This window comes from Hymenobacter algoricola, from assembly GCF_039539525.1.
GTDB lineage: Bacteria > Bacteroidota > Bacteroidia > Cytophagales > Hymenobacteraceae > Hymenobacter > Hymenobacter algoricola.
Window position 1 is genome coordinate 42,498 of sequence record NZ_BAABDH010000111.1, and the last position, 19,028, is coordinate 61,525.

At 65.1% G+C, this 19,028-nt stretch carries 13 protein-coding genes; 3 read left to right on the top strand and 10 right to left on the bottom strand.

The features are described 5' to 3' along the window. Positions 1 to 13: 13 nt before the first annotated feature. Positions 14 to 844, bottom strand: coding sequence for a 50S ribosomal protein L11 methyltransferase (prmA, locus tag ABD842_RS19175; protein ID WP_345117436.1), 831 nt, complete (start codon positions 842 to 844; stop codon positions 14 to 16). Positions 845 to 1,153: 309 nt separating this feature from the next. Between prmA and ABD842_RS19180 the strand changes: the two genes are divergently transcribed. Then, positions 1,154 to 2,788 carry a S8 family serine peptidase gene (locus ABD842_RS19180; RefSeq protein WP_345117438.1) on the top strand — a complete coding sequence of 545 codons (1,635 nt, stop codon included), beginning with the start codon at positions 1,154 to 1,156 and terminating at the stop codon, positions 2,786 to 2,788. Between the two features lie 104 nt (positions 2,789 to 2,892). Here ABD842_RS19180 and ABD842_RS19185 read toward each other — a convergent pair whose 3' ends face one another. From ABD842_RS19185 to uvrA, 5 genes are all read right to left on the bottom strand, one after another. Further along, the gene (locus ABD842_RS19185) at positions 2,893 to 3,270 is read right to left on the bottom strand and encodes a 7(1) septoil knot domain-containing protein (protein ID WP_345117440.1); all 378 of its coding nucleotides are present in this window, start codon (positions 3,268 to 3,270) and stop codon (positions 2,893 to 2,895) included. A gap of 134 nt (positions 3,271 to 3,404) precedes the next feature. Next, entirely contained in the window at positions 3,405 to 4,169 is a 765-nt protein-coding gene (gene tpiA / locus ABD842_RS19190; RefSeq protein ID WP_345117442.1) for a triose-phosphate isomerase, read from the bottom strand. 483 nt (positions 4,170 to 4,652) lie between these two features. Continuing rightward, positions 4,653 to 5,459, bottom strand: a complete 807-nt coding sequence (locus ABD842_RS19195) for a hypothetical protein (RefSeq protein ID WP_345117444.1) — start codon at positions 5,457 to 5,459, stop codon at positions 4,653 to 4,655. A 37-nt stretch (positions 5,460 to 5,496) separates the two neighbouring features. Then, positions 5,497 to 5,910, bottom strand: a complete 414-nt coding sequence (locus ABD842_RS19200; protein ID WP_345117446.1) for a DUF2251 domain-containing protein — start codon at positions 5,908 to 5,910, stop codon at positions 5,497 to 5,499. A 72-nt stretch (positions 5,911 to 5,982) separates the two neighbouring features. Beyond that, entirely contained in the window at positions 5,983 to 8,820 is a 2,838-nt protein-coding gene (gene uvrA, locus ABD842_RS19205; RefSeq protein ID WP_345117448.1) for an excinuclease ABC subunit UvrA, read from the bottom strand. A 303-nt stretch (positions 8,821 to 9,123) separates the two neighbouring features. On the opposite strand from uvrA, the gene ABD842_RS19210 reads away from it, so the two are divergent. Continuing rightward, entirely contained in the window at positions 9,124 to 10,608 is a 1,485-nt protein-coding gene (locus ABD842_RS19210; RefSeq protein WP_345117450.1) for an alpha/beta hydrolase family protein, read from the top strand. Between the two features lie 202 nt (positions 10,609 to 10,810). Then, positions 10,811 to 12,217 carry an alpha/beta hydrolase family protein gene (locus ABD842_RS19215; protein WP_345117452.1) on the top strand — a complete coding sequence of 469 codons (1,407 nt, stop codon included), beginning with the start codon at positions 10,811 to 10,813 and terminating at the stop codon, positions 12,215 to 12,217. Positions 12,218 to 12,261: 44 nt separating this feature from the next. Here ABD842_RS19215 and ABD842_RS19220 read toward each other — a convergent pair whose 3' ends face one another. The 4 genes from ABD842_RS19220 to ABD842_RS19235 all read right to left on the bottom strand — a co-directional run bounded on the left by ABD842_RS19220 (position 12,262) and on the right by ABD842_RS19235 (position 18,991). Continuing rightward, on the bottom strand, positions 12,262 to 14,475 hold the full coding sequence (locus ABD842_RS19220) for an LA_2272 family surface repeat-containing protein (RefSeq protein WP_345117454.1): 2,214 nt from the start codon (positions 14,473 to 14,475) through the stop codon (positions 12,262 to 12,264). A gap of 97 nt (positions 14,476 to 14,572) precedes the next feature. After that, a complete protein-coding gene (locus tag ABD842_RS19225) occupies positions 14,573 to 15,652 on the bottom strand; it encodes a FecR family protein (protein WP_345117456.1) in 1,080 nt (359 codons plus the stop codon). A 120-nt stretch (positions 15,653 to 15,772) separates the two neighbouring features. After that, positions 15,773 to 16,615 (bottom strand): DUF4249 domain-containing protein, encoded by an 843-nt coding sequence (locus ABD842_RS19230; RefSeq protein WP_345117458.1) that lies wholly within the window; start codon positions 16,613 to 16,615, stop codon positions 15,773 to 15,775. A 6-nt stretch (positions 16,616 to 16,621) separates the two neighbouring features. Further along, positions 16,622 to 18,991 (bottom strand): TonB-dependent receptor, encoded by a 2,370-nt coding sequence (locus ABD842_RS19235; protein WP_345117460.1) that lies wholly within the window; start codon positions 18,989 to 18,991, stop codon positions 16,622 to 16,624. Positions 18,992 to 19,028: the final 37 nt, after the last annotated feature.

Genomic DNA, 19,028 nt, shown 5'->3' on the forward strand with positions numbered 1-19,028 from the left:
CCTAGTATACCGCCTACAATTTCGTGAAAATCGCCGAGACCCAGTTATTCTTGGTCCGGTGCGACTGGTACGCCAATCCGTGCTGGCCGGCTTCGGCCTCAATCTTGGATAAGTCCTCTTGGTAGAAGCCGCTGAACAGAATAGGCCGGCCCGCGGGCAGCAAGGCGGCGTAGGCGTGCATATCATCCAGCAGCACGTTGCGGTTGATGTTGGCCAGGATGATATCGAAGGGCGCCTCGCCGGCCAGCACTTCCACACCGCCCAGGCGGCACTCAATATTCGTGCAGTTATTTTCCGCCGCGTTGTCGGCGGCGTTTTCCACCGTCCAGGGCTCCACGTCCACGGCCAGCACTTCCCGGGCGCCGAGGTGGGCCGCCATGATGGCCAGAATGCCCGTGCCGCAGCCCATATCGAGCACGCGCAGGCCCTGGTGGCTGATGTCGAGCTGGTTTTCAATCATCAGGGCGGTGGTTTCGTGGTGGCCGGTGCCGAACGACATGCGCGGCATAATCACGATTTCGTATTCCAGCCCTTCCGGCTTCGCGTGAAACGGCGCCCGCACCGACACCCGGTCGGCGATGATCAGGGGCTGGAAGTTCTTTTCCCACTCGGCGTTCCAGTTCTGGCGCGTAATCACGCGGTGGTCGTAGCCCAGCTCGCCCTGCCCCTCGTAGCGGCTCATGATTTCGGCTACGGCATCGTTGTCGAAGTCGCCTTCGCCTATATAGGCGCAGAAGCCCTCGTCATTGTCTTCAAACGTATCGTAGCCTACCTGGCTGAGCTCGGCTACCAGAATATCGGCCAATTCGCGGGGGGCCTGCACGCTCACTTCTACAAAATCCATCGGTTCAGTTGTTGGGGACACCGGCGGCGGGAAAGCCGCCGTCATTGAGCCGGCAAGTTCGCACGAAAAAACCGGGGCGCAGCAACTGCGGCCCGGCCCGCCGGCGTCGGGCAACAGCGGCCGCACCGGCTCCGGTTCCCGGCGGCCGCCGGAGTGCGCCGCCATGCCAGCGGCCCGCCGCTTTCCACCGAAAACGGAGCCCGGCCTGGCTGGCTTCGGGCCTCGGAAAGCAGGTTTTTTGGTTGTATCTTCGGGTATGCGCGCCAGTTGGCCCCCACCGTTATGTCTCATCCCTTACCCCTAACCCCTATGCAACACCTCCTACCAACCCTGGGCCTGCTGGCCGCTTTCTGGACCACTACCACCGCTGCCCAGGCCCAGGCCCCGCGCCTGCTGGTGCGCCTCACCGACAACGTGGCGGCGGAGCTGGCCCCGGCCAGCCCTACCCACGACCGCCTGCTGGCGTTTGAGCAGCTAAACCGGACGCACGGCGCCCGGCAGGTGCAGGCGCTGAATCCGGGCCGCACCCGGAGCGCCGACGCTGCCGAGCCGGCGCCCTACCTCATTGAGCTGCCCGCCGGTACCGACGTGCAGCAGGCGCTGCGCGAGTATCAGCAGAGCGGGCTGTTTCAGTACGTGGAGCTGGATGCCACCGGCCGGAGCGGCGGCGTGCAGGGCTTTGCCCCCGACGATGCGCTTTACAGCCGCCAGTGGAGCCTCAAAAATGTGGGTACCTTCAGCCTCTCGCCGGCCCGCGCCGGCGCCGACATCAAGATGGAGGATGCCTGGGCTATTACCCGCGGCGACTCGTCGGTGACGGTGGCCATCATCGACAGCGGCCTCAAGCTCGACCACCCCGAATTCAGTGGGCGCCGCATCTGGCGCAACCGCCAGGAGGTTCCCGCCAACGGCCTCGACGACGACCAGAACGGCTACGTGGACGACGTGAACGGCTGGAACTTTGCCTACAACACCAACAACCCGACCGACGACCAGGGCCACGGTACCAACGTCACGGGCATTATCGGCGCCACGGGCAACAACGCCCTGGGCTACGCCGGCGTGAACTGGGGCTGCAAGCTGATGGTCTGCAAGGGCCTGAACGCCCAGAACTCGGGGCAGTACGCGTGGTGGGCCAGCGCCATTTACTACGCCGTCAACAACGGAGCCCGGGTGATTAACATGTCGGTGGGCGGCAGCGGCTACTCTCTCACGCTCCAGAACGCCATCGACTTCGCCATCCAGCGCGGCGTGGTGGTGGTGGCGTGCATGATGAACGAAAACAACGCCGTCACCTACTACCCCGCGGGTTTTGCCGGCGTGGTGGCCGTGGGCTCGACCAACCCCAACGACACCCGCACCAGCCCGTTTTTCTGGAGTGCTACCAGCGGCAGCAACTACGGCCAGCACATTTCCCTGGTGGCGCCCGGCAACTACATCTACGGCCTGAGCCACCTTTCCAACACCAACTACAACAGCTACTGGGGCGGCACTTCCCAGGCCACGCCCCACGTCGCCGGCCTCGTTTCGCTGCTGCTCACGCTGAAGCCCCAGCTCACGCCGGCCCAGGTGAAAACGCTGCTGCAGGCCACGGCCGACGACCGGGTAGGCGGCGCTGACGATACGCCGGGCTGGGACCAGTACTACGGCCACGGCCGCCTCAACGCCGCCCGCGCTCTGCTGTCCATCGTGACGGGGACCAGGGCCCCCCAGCTGGCGGCCGCGGCCCTGCAGCTGTACCCCAACCCGGCCCACGACCAGCTCACGCTCCAGGTGACCGATGCCCGCCTGCTGCCCCAGGACGTGCGCATCTTCAACGGCCTGGGCCAGCTGGTTCACCATCAGCTGCTGACCGGCCCGACCACGCAGGTGCCGCTGGCTTTGGCCCCGGGGGCCTACTGGGTGACGGTGGCCGGCACCGGCCGCAAGCTGCTGGTAAACTAGAGGCCGGTTTCGCGGCGCCGCAGCAGGCAGCACCAACCCCAGAGCAACAAGCAAAAGGCCCTTCCACGCGGTTGGAAGGGCCTTTTGCTGTGTCTGACAATTCGCTAGCGCCGCCGGCAGCCGGCGAAGGAGCGGATGTCGGTGTACTGAATGCTGAAGTCGGCCAGGGCGCGGTTGTCGGTGACGAAGAGCACGTAGTCGGCAAAGTTGGGGCCGGTGGCCAGGTACCAGAACCCGGCTTTATCGGCAAACAGCTTGTTGTCTTCGCGGTACACCAGCACGTCGGCAAAGGCTTCTTCGGGCTCCAGATACACCGTGCCGAAGCAGAAGCCGCGCCGGGCCGGGTTGGTTTCCAGGAACACCGAGCCGTAGATGCGGCAGGGCTCGACGGAGCCCACCGGCGCCGCCACAAACGGGACGCGGGGCTGGGGCAGCACCGGATGCAGCGCCAGCAGGCCGGCAACGAGAAGGGCAGCAAGCATTTTTCAGGAGAGCTTAGAGTTGAGAGATTCCAGAACTTAGAAGCCGACGAAAGCAAAGAGCCGGCCACTTGACCACCAGAACCAGCCAAGCGACAAGCTAAGTTCGAAGCGCTCCTATTCTAAGCGCTGAAAGCTTAGAACGACTTGATAATCTCGGTGAAGTCGCGCGACTTGAGGGCGGCGCCGCCGATGAGGCCGCCATCCACGTCGGGCTGCGAAAACAGCTCCCGGGCATTCTGGGCGTTGGCCGAGCCGCCGTAGAGAATGGTCGTGTTCTGGGCCGCGGCCGCGTCGTAGGCCCGGGCCACCTGCTCGCGGATGAAGGCGTGCACTTCCTGGGCCTGGGCGCTGGTGGCCGTTTTGCCGGTGCCAATGGCCCAGATGGGCTCGTAGGCAATGGTTACCTGGTCAAACTCCTCGTTGGAAAGGTGAAACAGGCCGTCTTTAAGCTGCTTTTCGAGGTGGGAGAACGTCTCGTCCGCCTCGCGCGTGTCCAGCGTTTCGCCCACGCAGAAGATGGGCTTCAGGCCGGCGGCCAGGGCGGCCTTCAGCTTCTGGCTCAGCAGCGCATCGTCCTCGTGGAAATACTGGCGCCGCTCGGAGTGGCCCAGAATCACGTATTCCACGCCCACCGACTGCAGCATCCGGGCCGATACTTCGCCGGTGTAGGCGCCGCTCTCCTTTTGGTGGCAGTTCTGGGCGCCGAGGTGGATGGGGCCGCCGGCCGGCAGCAGCTTACCCACCGAGTGCAGGAAGGGAAACGGCGGACACAGCACCACTTCCACGGAGGAGCCCGTGGCTTCGTCGGCCACCATGTTGGTGATTTCGGATACCAGCGCGAGGCCGTCCTGGTAGGTCATATTCATTTTCCAGTTGCCGGCGACGAGGTTCTTGCGCATAAGAAAGAGTTGGGAGGGAGAATAGGTTGACGGGCGCAAAGAAACGACAATTCGCCCAAGCGCCCCCGCCGGCCACGGCCAAGGACCCAAGGCCAGCGGCTGGCATCGGAGCCGGCTTTGCTACCCTTTTTTCCGGCCCGGTGAAAAAAGAGCCGCCGCTCTGGCTTCTAGAGGGTAGGGACAGGAACCGAAAAGAACGTCCTGCTCATCCAGCGTCCGCGAAGTCGAAGCGTCTCGCGTGCTGACGTCAGGTTACTACTCAGGCGTCAGCACGCGAGATGCTTCGCTTCGCGGACGCTGGATGAGCAGGACGGCCATTTTTCCTTGCTATCCACCCACTCTAGTCAGATTTTTGGTCGCTCGAAATCTCACTAGACCTCTCGGCTTCTAGTGAGATTTCCGACGACCAGAAATCTGACTAGAACCCCAGGACTCTATCCGGATTTCGCGCGGCTCATAAGTTGGACGGAGCCCTCCCCGCCCCTACTCCGCCACCCGGCCCCGGTGCGGGCGCAGACTCAGCCCTAAGCCCCCCAGCGCCACCACGCCCGCGCCCACCAGCGCCGCCAGGGCCAGCTCGGGGTACGTGCCGCCGCGCTGGGCCACCCAGATGGCCACCAGCGCCCAGGCAATGACTAGCGGAAACACCACGCTGCGGAACACGCCACCGATGGCGAGGCCCAGCCCGACCACCACGGCCAGCAGCACAAACGTGAGCAGCACCGACCCGTTGGCGGCGGTTTGCCAGCCCAGCTCCCGCAGGCCGATGGTGGCGTTGATGACCAGCGCCACCGAAATCCAGCCCAGGTACAGGGCAAACGGGATGCTGACCCAGCGCGGGGCCAGGCCGGCGCGCACCCGGCGGCGTACCCGCCCAAAGGCCACGATGAGGGCGCCCAGAATCAGCAGCATCACCAGCACGCTCAGCGGCATCAGCTCGTAGGCAAACACCACCAGCCAGCCGCCGGTAGCCACGCAGGCCAGGGTGAGCGGCCGGGCCACGGCATCGGGCAGCTGCGCAGTACGCTGGGCGGGCAGCAGCTGCCAGACGGCATACACGAGCAGGCCCAGAAATATCAGCCCCCAGATGCTGAAAGCATAGCCGGCGGGCGTGAGCAGCGTGGGGTACTTGCCTGATACCACGGCGTTGGTCTGCCCGTTGAAGGGACGGGCATTAGCCCAGTAGTTGACGAAGACGTTGCCGAAAACGGCCAGCGCGGCCACCCAGCGCCAGAGCAGGCGGCGGGCCGAGGGCGAGTAGGCGGCGGGGGGAGTGGCGGTAGGTTCCATGGGGCAGGCAGCAGGTGGCGAAGAAAATATTTCCGGATCAGGCGGCAAAGTACTTTTCTACCAGCTCGTCGGTCAGCTCCCGGGAACCGGGCTGGCCGTGCGGGGCGGGCGGAAAGGCATTGCGGCAGAAGCCGGCCCGCCGCTGGAAGTCGTACAGGGCGTGGCAGTAGCCGCCCACGATAAGTACGGCCGTGGTCTGGGCCTCGTCCCAGAAAATCTGGGCCGTTACGGGCACGTCCTGGTCGGCCACGTCCTCCACGTTGTACACGTGCAGGGCATCGAGGATTTCGGATTCCTCGGCGTCATGCACGGCGTAGAAGTAGCCGGTGGTGCCGTCGTCCTCAAACATCACCTGAAACTCGTGGTTGGCGGCCACACTGCTCAGCAGAAAGTTTTCCGCGCCCGGCTCCGGCACGCCCACCCGGAATTGTTCTTCGGCTCCTAGAATCATGTCAGCAATAAAAGAAGGAGCCGCCTGGTAACGGGCGGCTCCTCGGGTTTACGGGTAATCGGCATCGGGGGCCTACAGCTTCTCGGCCAGGAACCGGGCGGTGTGGTTGGTATCCCGGAGCCGGGCCAGGTCCTCGGGCGTGCCCTCAAACAGCAGGTGGCCGCCGTTGATGCCGCCCTCGGGGCCCAGGTCGATAAGCCAGTCGGCGCACTTGATGATGTCCATGTTGTGCTCGATGATGAGCACCGAGTTGCCCTGCTCAATCAGCGCGTTCAGGGCCGTGAGCAGCTTGTTGATGTCGTGGAAGTGCAGGCCGGTGCTGGGCTCGTCGAAGATGAACAGGATCTTGTCCTGCTGCAGCGTGGCGCCCTTGGTCAGAAACGAGGCCAGCTTCACCCGCTGGGCCTCGCCGCCGCTCAGCGTGTTGGCCGACTGCCCCAGGCGGATGTAGCCCAGGCCCACGTCGTCGAGGGGCCGGAGGCGGTCGGCTACCTTGGGCTGGCCCTTAAAAAACTCCACGGCGTCGGCGACGGTCATTTCCAGCACGTCGTCGATGCCCATGTCCTGGAACTTGACGTCGAGGATGTCCTGCTTGAACTTACGGCCGCCGCAGCTTTCGCAGGTCAGGTAGATGTCGGCCATGAACTGCATCTCAATCTTGACCTGGCCTTCGCCCTGGCACACCTCGCAGCGGCCGCCTTCGATGTTGAAGCTGAAGTGGGACGGTTTCAGGCCCCGGGCCTTGGCCAGCGGCTGGTCGGAAAACAGGGTGCGGATGGCGTCGTAGGCCTTCACGTAGGTCACCGGGTTCGAGCGGCTGCTCTTGCCGATGGGGTTCTGGTCCACGAACTCGACGTGCGACACCTGGCCCTGCACGCCCATCAGGCGGTCGAACTTGCCGGTAGCCTCGCCGGCCCCGCCGCCGAGCTGCTTGGCCACGGCTGGCGCCAGAATGCGCTTCACCAGCGTCGACTTGCCCGAGCCCGACACGCCGGTTACCACCGTCATCACGCCCAGCGGAAACTTCACTGACACGTTCTTCAGGTTGTTTTCGCGGGCGCCCAGCACTTCCAGCGCGTTGCGCCAGGGCCGGCGGCTGGTGGGCACCTTCACCTCCATGCGGCCGCTCAGGTACTGGCCGGTGTAGGTTGTGGTGTTCTTCAAAAGCTCCGGATACGAGCCCTGGAACATGAGGTGGCCGCCGCCCGAGCCGGCCTCGGGGCCGATGTCGATGATCTGGTCGGCCTGCTCCATCATCTTCTCCTCGTGCTCCACCACAATCACGGTGTTGCCCAGCTGCTGCAAGGAGCGCAGCACGCCAATCAGCTGCTCGGCATCCTTGGGGTGCAGGCCGATGCTGGGCTCATCGAGGATGTACATGGAGCCCACCAGCGCCGAGCCCAGCGAAGTAGCCAGCGAAATGCGCTGGCTCTCGCCGCCCGAGAGCGTGCTGCTCAGCCGGTTCAGCGTCAGGTAGCCCAGGCCCACGCGGTTGAGGTAGCCCAGGCGGTTGGTGATTTCGGTGCTCAGGCGCTCGGCAATCTTGGCGTCGTGCTCGTTCAGGTTGAGCTTCTCAAAGTACTCCAGCGCCCGGCTCACCGGCAGCAGCACGATGTCGGTGATGCTCTGCCCGTCGATTTTGACGTACTGGGCGTCCTTGCGCAGGCGGGTGCCGCGGCAGTCGGGGCAGGTGGTGCGGCCCCGGTAGCGGCTTTGCAGCACCCGGTACTGGATTTTGTGGCTCTGCGTGGCCACCCACTTGAAGTAGTCGTCGAGGCCCTCGAAATACTTGTTGCCCTTCCACAGCAGGCTCCGCTCGGCTTCGGTCAGCTCGTTGTAGGGGCGGTGAATGGGGAAGTCGAAGCGGATGCCGTTTTTGAGCAGCGGCTTGAGCCACTCGCTCTGCTTGTCGGTGCGCCAGGGGGCAATGGCGCCCTCGTACACCGTCAGGCTCTTGTCGGGAATCACCAGGTCCTCGTCGATGCCCAGCACCGAGCCGAACCCCTCGCAGGTCTGGCAGGCACCGTAGGGGTTGTTGAAGGAGAAGAAGTTCACGTTCGGCTCCTCAAACACCACGCCGTCGAGCTCAAACCGGTCGGAGAACGTGCGCGTCTCGTTGTCGAGCCGGATCAGGCAGGTACCGTGGCCCTCGAAAAACGCCGTCTGCACCGAGTCCGACAGGCGGAACATCAGGTCCTCGTCGCCGGTCCGGATGACGGCCCGGTCAATCATGATGCAGACGTCGCCCTTGATTTCGGGCTTGCCTTCCCCGATCAGGTCTTCGATAAAAGCGGTTTCGTCGCCGTTCACCACCACCCGGCTGTAGCCCTTCTGCAGCAGCAGGTCCAGCTCCTTGCTCATCGCGCGGCCGTCTTCGGAAGGCAGCAGCGGCGCCAGAATCGTGGCCTTGGCGCCGTCGGGCAGCTTAAAGAGAAAGTCGACCACGTCGGCCACGGTATCCTTGCGCACCTGCACCCCGCTGACGGGCGAAAACGTGCGCCCCACCCGGGCAAAGAGCAGCTTGAGGTAGTCGTAAATCTCGGTGCTGGTGCCCACCGTCGAGCGGTTGTTCTTGATGCTGACCTTCTGCTCGATGGCAATGGCCGGCGAGATGCCGCGGATGTAGTCGACGTCGGGCTTGTCCATGCGGCCCAGAAACTGGCGGGCGTAGGAGCTCAGGCTCTCCACGTACATGCGCTGCCCCTCGGCATAGAGCGTGTCGAAGGCCAACGACGACTTGCCCGAGCCCGACAGGCCCGTGACGACGATAAACTTATTGCGCGGCAGCGCCACGCTGAGGTTTTTGAGGTTGTGCACCCGGGCATTCTTGATGAGAATGTACTGCCGCGGGTCGAGCTGGTCAATCGGGTCGGCCGCGGGGGCGGCTACTTGCAAAGATTCTTTGGCCATAGAAGTAGGAAACACCGCAGGTAGCCGGGAAGGTTTCCGCAGTGGCGTTTGGACTGCCGAAGGTACGGCTTTGCCACCCGCCGCGGAAGCTCAGACGCCGGTAATTGCGGGGGAAGGGCGGCGGGCAATTGCGCTCCACCCCCGACTTTGGACACTTTATTGCGGTGAATCAGTATTCCTGGTCCTAGGGTTAAAACCTCGAATATCCCATTCACGTTAGGCTGGTAACATTGCGGCTTTTTTGGTACTTTTAGTTTCTTTTCACCCGTCTTACTGCACTAAGGCAGCATAACTTGTTACTTTATGAGGAACCGTTTACTCTTCACGCTGCTGCTGTTCTTGGTTCTGTGCTTTCCCCTGTTGAGCTTGGCCGGCCGGCCGGGCGGCGGCCCCTCCCTGCTGGGCGGACAGTGGAAAGGGCAGCTGGCCGTGCCCGGGGGCAGTCTGGGCCTGATCATCACCATCGTGCCCCTGACCAACGGCTCCTACTACGCCGCGCTGGACGTGCCGCAGCAGAAAATCAGCCGGATGCCGGTGGAAGTAATCCAGAAGGACAACGAGGTAACGCTCAGCATTGAGCAGGCCGGCAGCCGCTTTGCCGGCAAGCTCCGGCCCGATACCGGCGCGCTGAACGGCACCTGGACCCAGCCCGGCCTCACGGCCCCGCTGATCCTGATCCGCAGCAACGTGGCCGTCACGACCGCGCCCAAGTTCAAAGTGGCCCTTCCTTACCGTCTCGACGACGTGATTGTGCCCAACAAAGTGGCCAAGCTGCGCCTGGGTGCCACCCTTACCATGCCCCAGGGCAGCGGCCCGTTTCCGGCCGTGGTGCTGGTATCCGACTCCGGCCCCCAGGACCGGGACGCGGAGCAGGAGGAATACCGCATGTTTGGGCAGCTGGCCGACTACCTCACCCGCCACGGCATCGCCGTGCTCCGCTACGACGATCGGGGCATGGGCAAATCGACCGGCACCTACTCCTCAGCGACCACCGCCGACCTCGTCACCGATGCCCAGGCCGCCATGGGCTACCTGCGGGCCCATTACCGCGTCAACAAAAGCCAGGTGGGCATCATCGGCCACGGCGAAGGCGCCAACATTGCCCTGCTGGCCGCCAGTCAGCCCAAAGCGCCCGATTTTGTGGTGTCGCTGGCCGGCTACGGCATGACGGGCCGGGATGTGCTGCAGCGGCAGCAGGTCGAAATCATGCGCCTGATCGGGGCCAACCCGGCGCAGGTAGATGCGGCGTTGAAGATGGACGACCGGCTGGTGGCCGTGGTACGCCAGACGCCCGACGACGCGCTGGCCCGCGCCAAAGTAGGCGTGCTGCTGCGGCAGAGCAATGCCAACATTGACCCCGCTATGGCCCGCGCCCGCGCCGTGCAGCTCACCTCGCCCTGGTACCGCTACTTCATCGACTTCGACCCCCAGCGCAACATGGCCGGCATCAAATGTCCCATCCTGGCCATGAACGGCACTGCCGATTTGCAGGTGACGGCCAACAAAAACCTCACGGCCCTGCACAAAGGCCTTAGAACCAGCGGCAACCGCCGGGTAACGGTGCAGAAGCTGAACGGCGTGAACCACCTGTTCCAGTCCGACCCGTCGGAATGGCCCGTATTTGAAGGCGAGCAGAAGGCCTCTTTTTCGCCCGAGGCGCTGAAGGTGATGCACGGCTGGATTGCCCAGCAAGTCATCATCATCAAACCCGCCGCCGTCCCGATTACCACCAAACGGGTAGCGCCGGCCGCTTCCAAGTCGGCTACGCCAAAGCGGGGCCGCAGCTAAGCTGGATACCAAAGCAAAGAGCCCCGGCTGCCCACGCGGGCAGCCGGGGCTCTTTGCTTTGGTATCCAGCCGGAAGCTACCAGAGCGAAGGAATGGCAGCAGCTGGGCACGAGAAACAATTTTTCTGCCTTCATTTAGTTATTTGTCTAAATATCATTCTTACACTTGCACCCATCTTTCTATTTTTCCTATTCCGCTTCCTATGAAACTCCTCATCTCCCACCTGCTGCTCCTGACTGCCCTGCTGTTGCCCACGGTTGGAGTAGCATCACCTATGCCCACAGGAACCTGGCACGGGGTGCTTGAAGCTCCCAACGGTCGGCTGGGGGTTGAGTTTGTAATCGAGCAGCAAACTTCCGGGGCCTACTCCGGTACCATGGCCGTGCCCCAGCAACGCATGACGGCCCGGCCTCTGACCAGCGTGCTCGTGCGCACCGACAGCGTATATCTGGTTATGAGTAGTCTCAGAGGTCAGTTTCAGGGGCGCCTCTCCCCCGACGGCCAGCAGCTGGCGGGGCGCTGGCAGCAAAACGGCGCTTCCCTGCCGTTGAGCCTGCAGCGCGGGCCGGCACCAGCCGTTGCCGTTGCCCCAATTCCAACCCGCCCCCAGACTCCCAAAGCGCCCTTTCCCTACCGCAGCGAGGAAGTGAGCGTGCGCAACGCGGCTGACCAGCTCACGCTGGCCGGCACCCTGACTCTGCCCCAGGGCAAAGGCCCCTTTGCAGCCGTAGTGCTCGTCACGGGGTCGGGACCACAGGACCGCAACGAAACCGTGTTCGGGCATCAGCCTTTTCTGGTGCTGGCCGACTACCTCACCCGCCGCGGCATTGCCGTGCTGCGCTACGACGACCGGGGAGTAGGCCAGTCGGAACGCGGCGCGGGCGGCGCAACCACCGAGAATTTTACCCGGGATGCGCAGGCCGCCATGCAGTATCTACGGACCCGCCCCGACATTCAACCCAAGCGAGTAGGTCTGATTGGGCACAGCGAAGGCGGCCTGATCGGGTGGATGGCCGCGGCGCAGCCCAATCCGCCGGCATTTCTGGTGTCTTTGGCTGGTACGGGCGTATCGGGGGCGGAGCTGCTGCTCCGGCAGCAAACCGACCTGGGCCGCGCCGGGGGTGTCGATACCACTCAGCTGGGCCTGAGTCAGCGGCTGAATAGCCGCCTGTACGCGGCGTTACGCCAGAATCCGGCGCTGACCGCGGCCCAGCTGGCCCCGCAGCTGGAGGCCATTGTGCAGCAGACTATTCCCGGTACTCCAGCCACCGCCAGCCAGAGCACTACCACCCAACTGCTGTCGCCCTGGATGCGCTATATCATTACGTATGACCCCCAGCAGGCGCTGCGCCAGGTGCACTGCCCGGTGCTGGCCCTCAATGGCTCCAAAGACCTGCAGGTAGCCGCCGAGGTGAATCTTCCCGCCATTGAAAAAGGGCTGCGGGCCGCCGGCAACCGCGACGTTACCACCCGCACCCTGCCCGGTCTGAACCATCTGTTTCAGACCGCCACTACCGGGAGCGTAGCGGAGTATGCCACCCTGGAAGAAACCTTCGCGCCGGTGGCCCTGCAGACGCTGGGCGACTGGTTGGTGCAGCACACGAAGTAGCAGCAGTCTACCGCCAGCCGAACGCCTTTGGGGTTCCGGGTCGATCAGAACCGCAGCCCGATGTGCACGCCGGGCCAGAGGCGAGTAAGGCTGCGGTTGGAACTGGTATTGATCAGCAGCTTCTGATTCTGGCCAAAATCCCAGGCGGGGGCGCTGGTGGAATTATAGGCCAGAGCCAGGTTAAGCGTGGGCGCCAGCACCAGCTGCAGGTGACCCGCGGCTTCCATCTGCCAGGCCACCGCCGGGCGGAGCTGGGTGAGCAGACGGGTCTCGGTAACGGAAATGGCGGGCTCGGCCAGGGCCCACTGCATCACGTCGAGGCTGTAGGTGAAGCGGCCGTGGGCGCGGCTGGCCGTGCCGATACCGAAGCCGGAAGCCCAGCGGAACCGGGTGCCAAACGGCTGGGTGGCGGCGCCCAGCATAGTGTAGTAGTGCCGGACGCCCAGCTTGAGCACGGCATTCAGCGGCAACGACTCACTGGCCCACACCTCCCCGTGCAGGTAGCCGTGCCGCACGATGTTGATAATTCCCAGCGTAACGCCATCCACTGAGTCGGCCACGTTGACCAGGCCCAGCTGCACCCCCCGCACGTGCTTGCTGACATTGACCAGCCCGAACTGGGCACCCCGCACCCGCCGGGCAACGTTCAGCAGCGGGGCCGTTTGCAGGCCGGTTACGTCGTTGCCGGTCAGGTTGCATAAGCCTGCGGCCTGCAGCAGCGGCCCGGGTCGGGAGCCCGGATTGGACGCGCCCGGGCTGCTGGCGGCCGAGTCGGTGGCCAGCAGCCGGGGCAGGCCCAGCAGCCGCCGGGCCATAGTGGGCCGCGCGGGGTAGCGCCGGGAGCGGGCGGCCCCTCCGCCGATGTTGAACAAGCCCGCCAGCTGCAGCCCGCGCACATCGTCGCGGCCAATGTTGCCCAGTCCCGCGACCTGCACCCCGTAGGCCGAGCCACCGATGACGTTGAACAGACCCGCCAGCTGGACGCCTTTCACTTCCGTGCCCACCACGTTCAACAGGCCCGCCAGCTGGACGCCCAGCACGGTGTCGCGCTCCACGTTGACCAAGCCTCCGACCTCCACGCCCTGCACCCCGGCCGCGTAGCCCGCCAGAATATTGAGGGAAACCCGGTTGACGGTGCGGCCGCTGCGCAGCCCATTGGTGCCCAGCGGCGACACGAAGCTGACCTGAGCCGGCCGATGATAGTATAGTGGGCCCACCGGCGGCGGCGGCGCTACCGTTACCAGGGCCAGCAGCGTGTCCCGATCGATCAGGCCACTGCGTACCGCCACCGGCCGCCGGGCCAGCGTGTCGCGCCGGCCCGGGTCAGCCAGGCGCCGCACGCCAGTGAGCAGGGACGGCGCCAGCTTGTTGGGAGCCGCGGCCAGCGAATCGGCCAGCGCGCGGGCGGCCCCGGAGAGCTGGCCGGCCCCGCTGTTCAGCGCCTGCCCGGTGTGTCGGGTAGTGCGGGCCAGCGCCACTGCTGCCGTCTGGGCCTGGCTCTGGGCCTTCTGCTTCAGGCGGCTCAAGCCCGGAAGCCGCCGGGCTGCCGGCGTTTTTTGGGCCGAATCCGGGCCGGGCAGCGGCCGGCCGCCGGCTCTGGAATCTACAGCGACGGCACCTGGCGGGGCGGTACCTGCCTGGGCCGCCAGCGGCCGCGGGGCCACGGGGGTCAGGCGGGAATTGGTAGCGCCAACAGGGCCGGCGCGGTGGTCGGCGGGGTTTTGTGCCACTACCGATGAGCGGCTAGCTGGGGGCGCAGGAGCTGCCGGGCGGCGTAGTGGGGCCCTTGGCTCACTGGTACTGGCCGCTCGCACCAGGCGCGGGAGTCGGGCTCTACCGACGGCCGTAGTGTTGACTGGTCTTCCCCCAGCCGGCGGCGGGTACGGTAGCGGGCGGGCAGACCCGACAGGGGCCGCCGCCCCCGGGTCTGGCGGCCTTTCCCCGGTACGCCACAACACGATCTGGCCGCCGATGAGCTGGTAGGAAATACTCCGGGGACGCAACAGCTGGTCGAGCACCGCGCCTACCGGCTGTGCCCCGCTGGTATGCAGGGTTACGCGGCGCTGCAGCGGAATAAAGGTGCTGCTGTAGCTGAAGGGCACTTTGCTCTGGCGGGCAATATCGCGCAGCACCTGCTCCAGGGGCGCCTCGGTGGCCGCCACCCGCACGGGTCGCGCCAGCAGGACCGGAGCCTGACTTGCCGCGCCCAGCGGCAGTAGCAGCAGTAAGCAGATGAGCAGGACAGCAGAAGGCCGCATGGCAGCTAGGATGAGCGTGATGAGGCAAAGTCGATAAGGGCCACGGGCTGGTTGCCGCTGGTGTTGGCCGGCTCGGGTACGACCCCTTTCGCCAGCATTACCGACAGCCTTTGCCCGCGAGAATGTAGCCGTTGCGGGCGTCGCCGGATAAAGCGGCGTTGGTAGCTACGCTCACCACCTGCAGCACCTGGGCCGGGTCGGGCTGGTGGAAGGTGCCGGTGAAGCGGCAGGAGAGCAGTCCGGCATCAGCAATGCTGACGTTGGTGCCAAAAGCAGCGCGCAGGGTGCGGATGACGTGGCGTACGGGCGCGTTATCAAACACCAGGTCCCCGGTCTGCCAGGCGCGGAAATTGGCATCCACGGTGGTGCTGCGGTGCAGCGCCGGCCCGGCCGCAGCAGTAGTGGAGCCGGCCGCTGCCGCCGCGCCGCGCAGCACCCCGCGCATACCGGGCAGCAGCAGCAGGGTATCCTGCTGACGGCCGCGGCGGGCCAGCGCCACCCGGCCCGTCACCACCGATACCTCCACCGAGTCTTCCGCCGCGTAGGCCCGCACGTTGAACGAGGTGCCCAGCACCTGGGCCCGGGAAGCTTCGCTCAGCACGGTGAAGGGCCGGCCGTGGTCTTTGCGCACCGCAAAAAAAGCCTCTCCGCTAAGCTGCACCTCCCGCGTGTCGCGGCGGAAGTCGGCAGCGTACTGCAGCGTAGAATGGCGGTTCAGCCAGACGGTGCTGCCATCGGGCAGCGCAACCTGCCGCGGCTGGCTGGTGGCGGCCACCACTACGGGCGCGGCCGGGGGACTGCTGCGAAAGAAAAATACGGCCCCCAACAGCAGCAGAATCGTGGCGGCCAGGGGCAGCAGCCAGGGTATGACGGCCGGCGCCGGCGGCAGCGCAATCACCTTGCCCGGCGGCGCCGGCGGCGGGTTTTCCGGCTTGGCGCCCACCATCAGCGGCCGGAGCCGCTGCCAGGCGGCGTCCACGTCGGCGGAGCTGAACAGGTCCGGTACCGGCCGGGCCCCGGCCCGCTCCCAGGCCCGGGTGGTGTCGGTGAGCAAACCCAGGCGCTGCGGGTCGGCCGCAACCCAGGTGCGCAGCGCCTCCCGCTCCCCGGGCGTGGCTTCGCCCGCCAAGTGCTTGGCCAGCAAATCCCAGGGTGCTTCGGTATCGGCGGGGAGCATGGAGGTGGTCTTTGGCGCGGGTTTTTTTGTGTGCGGAAGCGGTGGCGGCCGGCGGCCCCGGCGCGCAGTAGTACAAAGATGTCATGGATTCCAGAACTACCAACGGGCCGCCCGGTCGCCTCACCGAATTACCAGCGAGTCGGCGCGGACGGTGTGGCCGGCGAAGTAGCCCACGGCCGCCTTTTCGGAGCCGGGGCGCACGTTGCGGATGTTGGTGCGCACGTTGGCCGGCGGCGTGGCAAACAGCCCCACATTGTTGAGCTGCGTGACCATCTCGCTCAGAAAGTAGAAATAGTCGCGGGGCAATGACTCGGCCTGCACCCGCACCCGGTCGCCCTTGGCAAAGGGCTGGTCGTTGGCTCCTTTCTCGTTGGTGAGCTCTACGCCGCCGATGTAGTTGCCGTCCACCTGCTCGTCGTTGGTTACAATCAGGTCGTTGGGCCTGTTGAGCAGCACCCCGTTGTGAAACACCTTGAAGCGGTAGTAGTCGCCCACGCCGGGCGTTTCCGCCCCGTAGTACAGAATGTAGTAGCCCTCGTTCTGGGTGCTGGCTCGGGGTCGGTACTCGGCCCGGATGCTGTCGATTTCGGGCGTGCGCCGGATTTCGGTTTCGGCCCGGTACTCCTCCCCCTCGGCCTGAATGGTCAGCACGTACTGGTTGCCAATTTTGCCTTGCAGCGTGCTGGTGGCGTAGGTGCCAGGCCTGACTTCGCGCAGCGTTTCGCGGTGGCCCTCATTGTCGGCTAAGGTCAGCACGGCGCCCTGCACCCGGGGCAGGGCAACCTCGTCGAAGTAGGGGACGGTTTTGGTAAGCGTAATCAGGTAGGGACCGGGCTGGTCGGTGATTTCGCCCTCCACGGCCAGCAGCGGCTGGCCCTCGGGGATTTTCACGTCGACCACGTCGATGCAGCCGGCCAGGAGCAGGGGGCTGAGCAGGAGGAGAAAAGGAGCGAAGCGGAACATGGCAGCTTAGAAGTTGAAGTTGTAGGAAGCCGACGGCAGCACGCTCCCAAACACCGACAGGCGCACCGCCTCGGTCTTGAGCGGGTTGGCCTCGTTCTGGCGGAAGTAGATGCTGTAGGCGTTGCGGCGGGCGTAGGCATTGTACAACGAGAACGTCCAGCTGCTGTGCCAGCGGCGGCTAGGGTCGGTTTTGCCTTCCCGGGTGGCGGCCAGGTCGAGGCGGTGGTAGGTGGGCACGCGGTAGTTGTTGCGCACGTCGCCGTTCACGTTGGGCACAATCAGCCCCTGGTAGGAATAGCGGCTGTCGGGGAAGGTGGTGGCAATGCCGGTGCTGTAGCTGAAGGTGCTGGAAAACGTCCAGCGCGGATTCAGCTGGTACATGCCCACCACCGAGAGGTAGTGGGTTTTGTCGTACTTGTTCACGTACCACGCGTCGTTGTTAATCCCGTTTATCTGCCGCTCCGAGCGGCTCAGCGTGTAGCTCACCCAGCCGGTAAAAGCGCCCTCGTTTTTCTTCCCGTAGAACTCGACCCCGTAGGCCCGGCCGCGGCCGTAGAGCAGCTCGGCTTCGAGCTGCTGGTTGAGCAGGGTATTGGCCCCGTTGATGTAGTCGACCTGGTTGTCCATGCGCTTGCCAAACACCTCCACCGAGGCCTCGTAGGCGTTGTCGCGGAAGTTGCGGAAGTAGCCCACGGCCAGCTGGTCGGCGTGCTCGGGCTTGGTGTTGTTGGTACTCGGCGTCCACACGTCCAGGGGCGAAGAGGCGGTGGTATTCGACACGAGGTGGATGTACTGCACCATGCGGTTGTAGCTGGCCTTCAGCGAGCTGGTTTCCGTGAGCGAGTAGCGCAGCGAGGCCCGGGGCTCCAGGTTGGGGTAGCGCTTGATGACCTTGCCCGCCCCGAACTGCCGCGGGTTGACCGGCGTTTTCTGCCGCCCGTCCGGGCCTTCGTAGTCGTACACGGTGCCCGAGCCGAGGTAGTCGAACAGGCTGATGCGCAGGCCGTACTGCGCCGAGAGCCGGGGCGAAAACGTCTGCTCATTGTCGAGGTAGGCGTGGTATTCCACGGCCTGCTGCTCGTCCAGGGCCAGGGGCCGAAAGATGGACCCGGCGTTGCCGGGCGTGACGCGGCCGGGCACAAAGGTGTAGTAGATGGCGCCCGTGCCGAAGTTGAGCGTGCTCTGCGGGGTGCGGTAGTAGTTGAAATCGGCCTTCAGGCTGTAGTTGACGATGTTCGACGTCCAGTCGAACGCCTGGTTGCCTTCCGGCACGCCCAGGCCGTAGTCGTACTTGCTCACCACGCCGGTCACGTTGGCAAACAGCCGGGAGCTCACCACGTGGTTCCAGCGCACGGTGCCGGTGCGGTTGCCGAGCGTATTTTTAAAGGCCTTGCCGAAGGCGAAAACGTCGCGCCCCAGGTAGCCGCTCAGGTACAGCCGGTCCTTGTCGCCCAGGGTGTAGTTGGCCTTGGCCGAGAGGTCGTAGAAGTAGGCCTGGTTGTCTTTCTGCTCGGGAATCAGCTTCAGAAACAGGTCGCCGTAGGAGCGGCGCCCGGCCACGATAAACGAGCCTTTGTCCTTCACAATCGGGGCCTCCACCGCCAGCCGCGACATAATCAGCCCTACGCCGCCGCTGACGCCCAGGCGCTGGGAATTGCCTTCCTTCATGCGCACGTCGAGCAAGCTCGACAGCCGCCCGCCGTACTGGGCCGGAATGCCGCCCTTCACCAGCTTGATGTCCTTGACGGCGTCGGGGTTGAAAGTCGAAAACAGCCCGAACAGGTGGGACGCGTTGTAGATCGGGGCCTCATCGAGCAGAATCAGGTTCTGGTCGACGCCCCCGCCGCGCACGTTGAAGCCCGAGGCGCCCTCACCCACCGTACTCACGCCGGGCAGCAGCTGGATGCTGCGAATCACGTCGACTTCCCCCAACAGCGCCGGCATCAGCTTCACGGTTTTCAGGTCCAGCCGGCTCACGCTCATCTCGGTGCTTTGCACGTTCTGGTCGGGCCGCTGCCCCGTCACCACCACTTCGCCGGTCTGCACCCCGCGGAGGGCCAGCCGCACCGAGCGGGTCTGACTGGTGGTTAGCGTGAGGGTCGTTTCCTGCCCCTCGTAACCCAGGTAGGTGTAGGTGATGACGTACGTGCCCCGGGGCAGCGTGAGGGAGTAGAAGCCGTACTCGTTGGCCGTGGAGCCCACGGCCAGGGATTTGACAAACACGGACGCGCCCACCAGGGCCTCGCCGTTGGCCGCATCCCGCAGGTAGCCACTCAGCGTAACTTTACCGAGCGGGTCCGGGGTTTGGCCGGGTGTGGCCGACTGGGCCACGGCGGGCCGGCCGGGCAGCAGCAGGGCGAAAAACAAAAGCAGCATGCGGTACATAAACAACCAGAAAAAGAGCGGCAGGGTA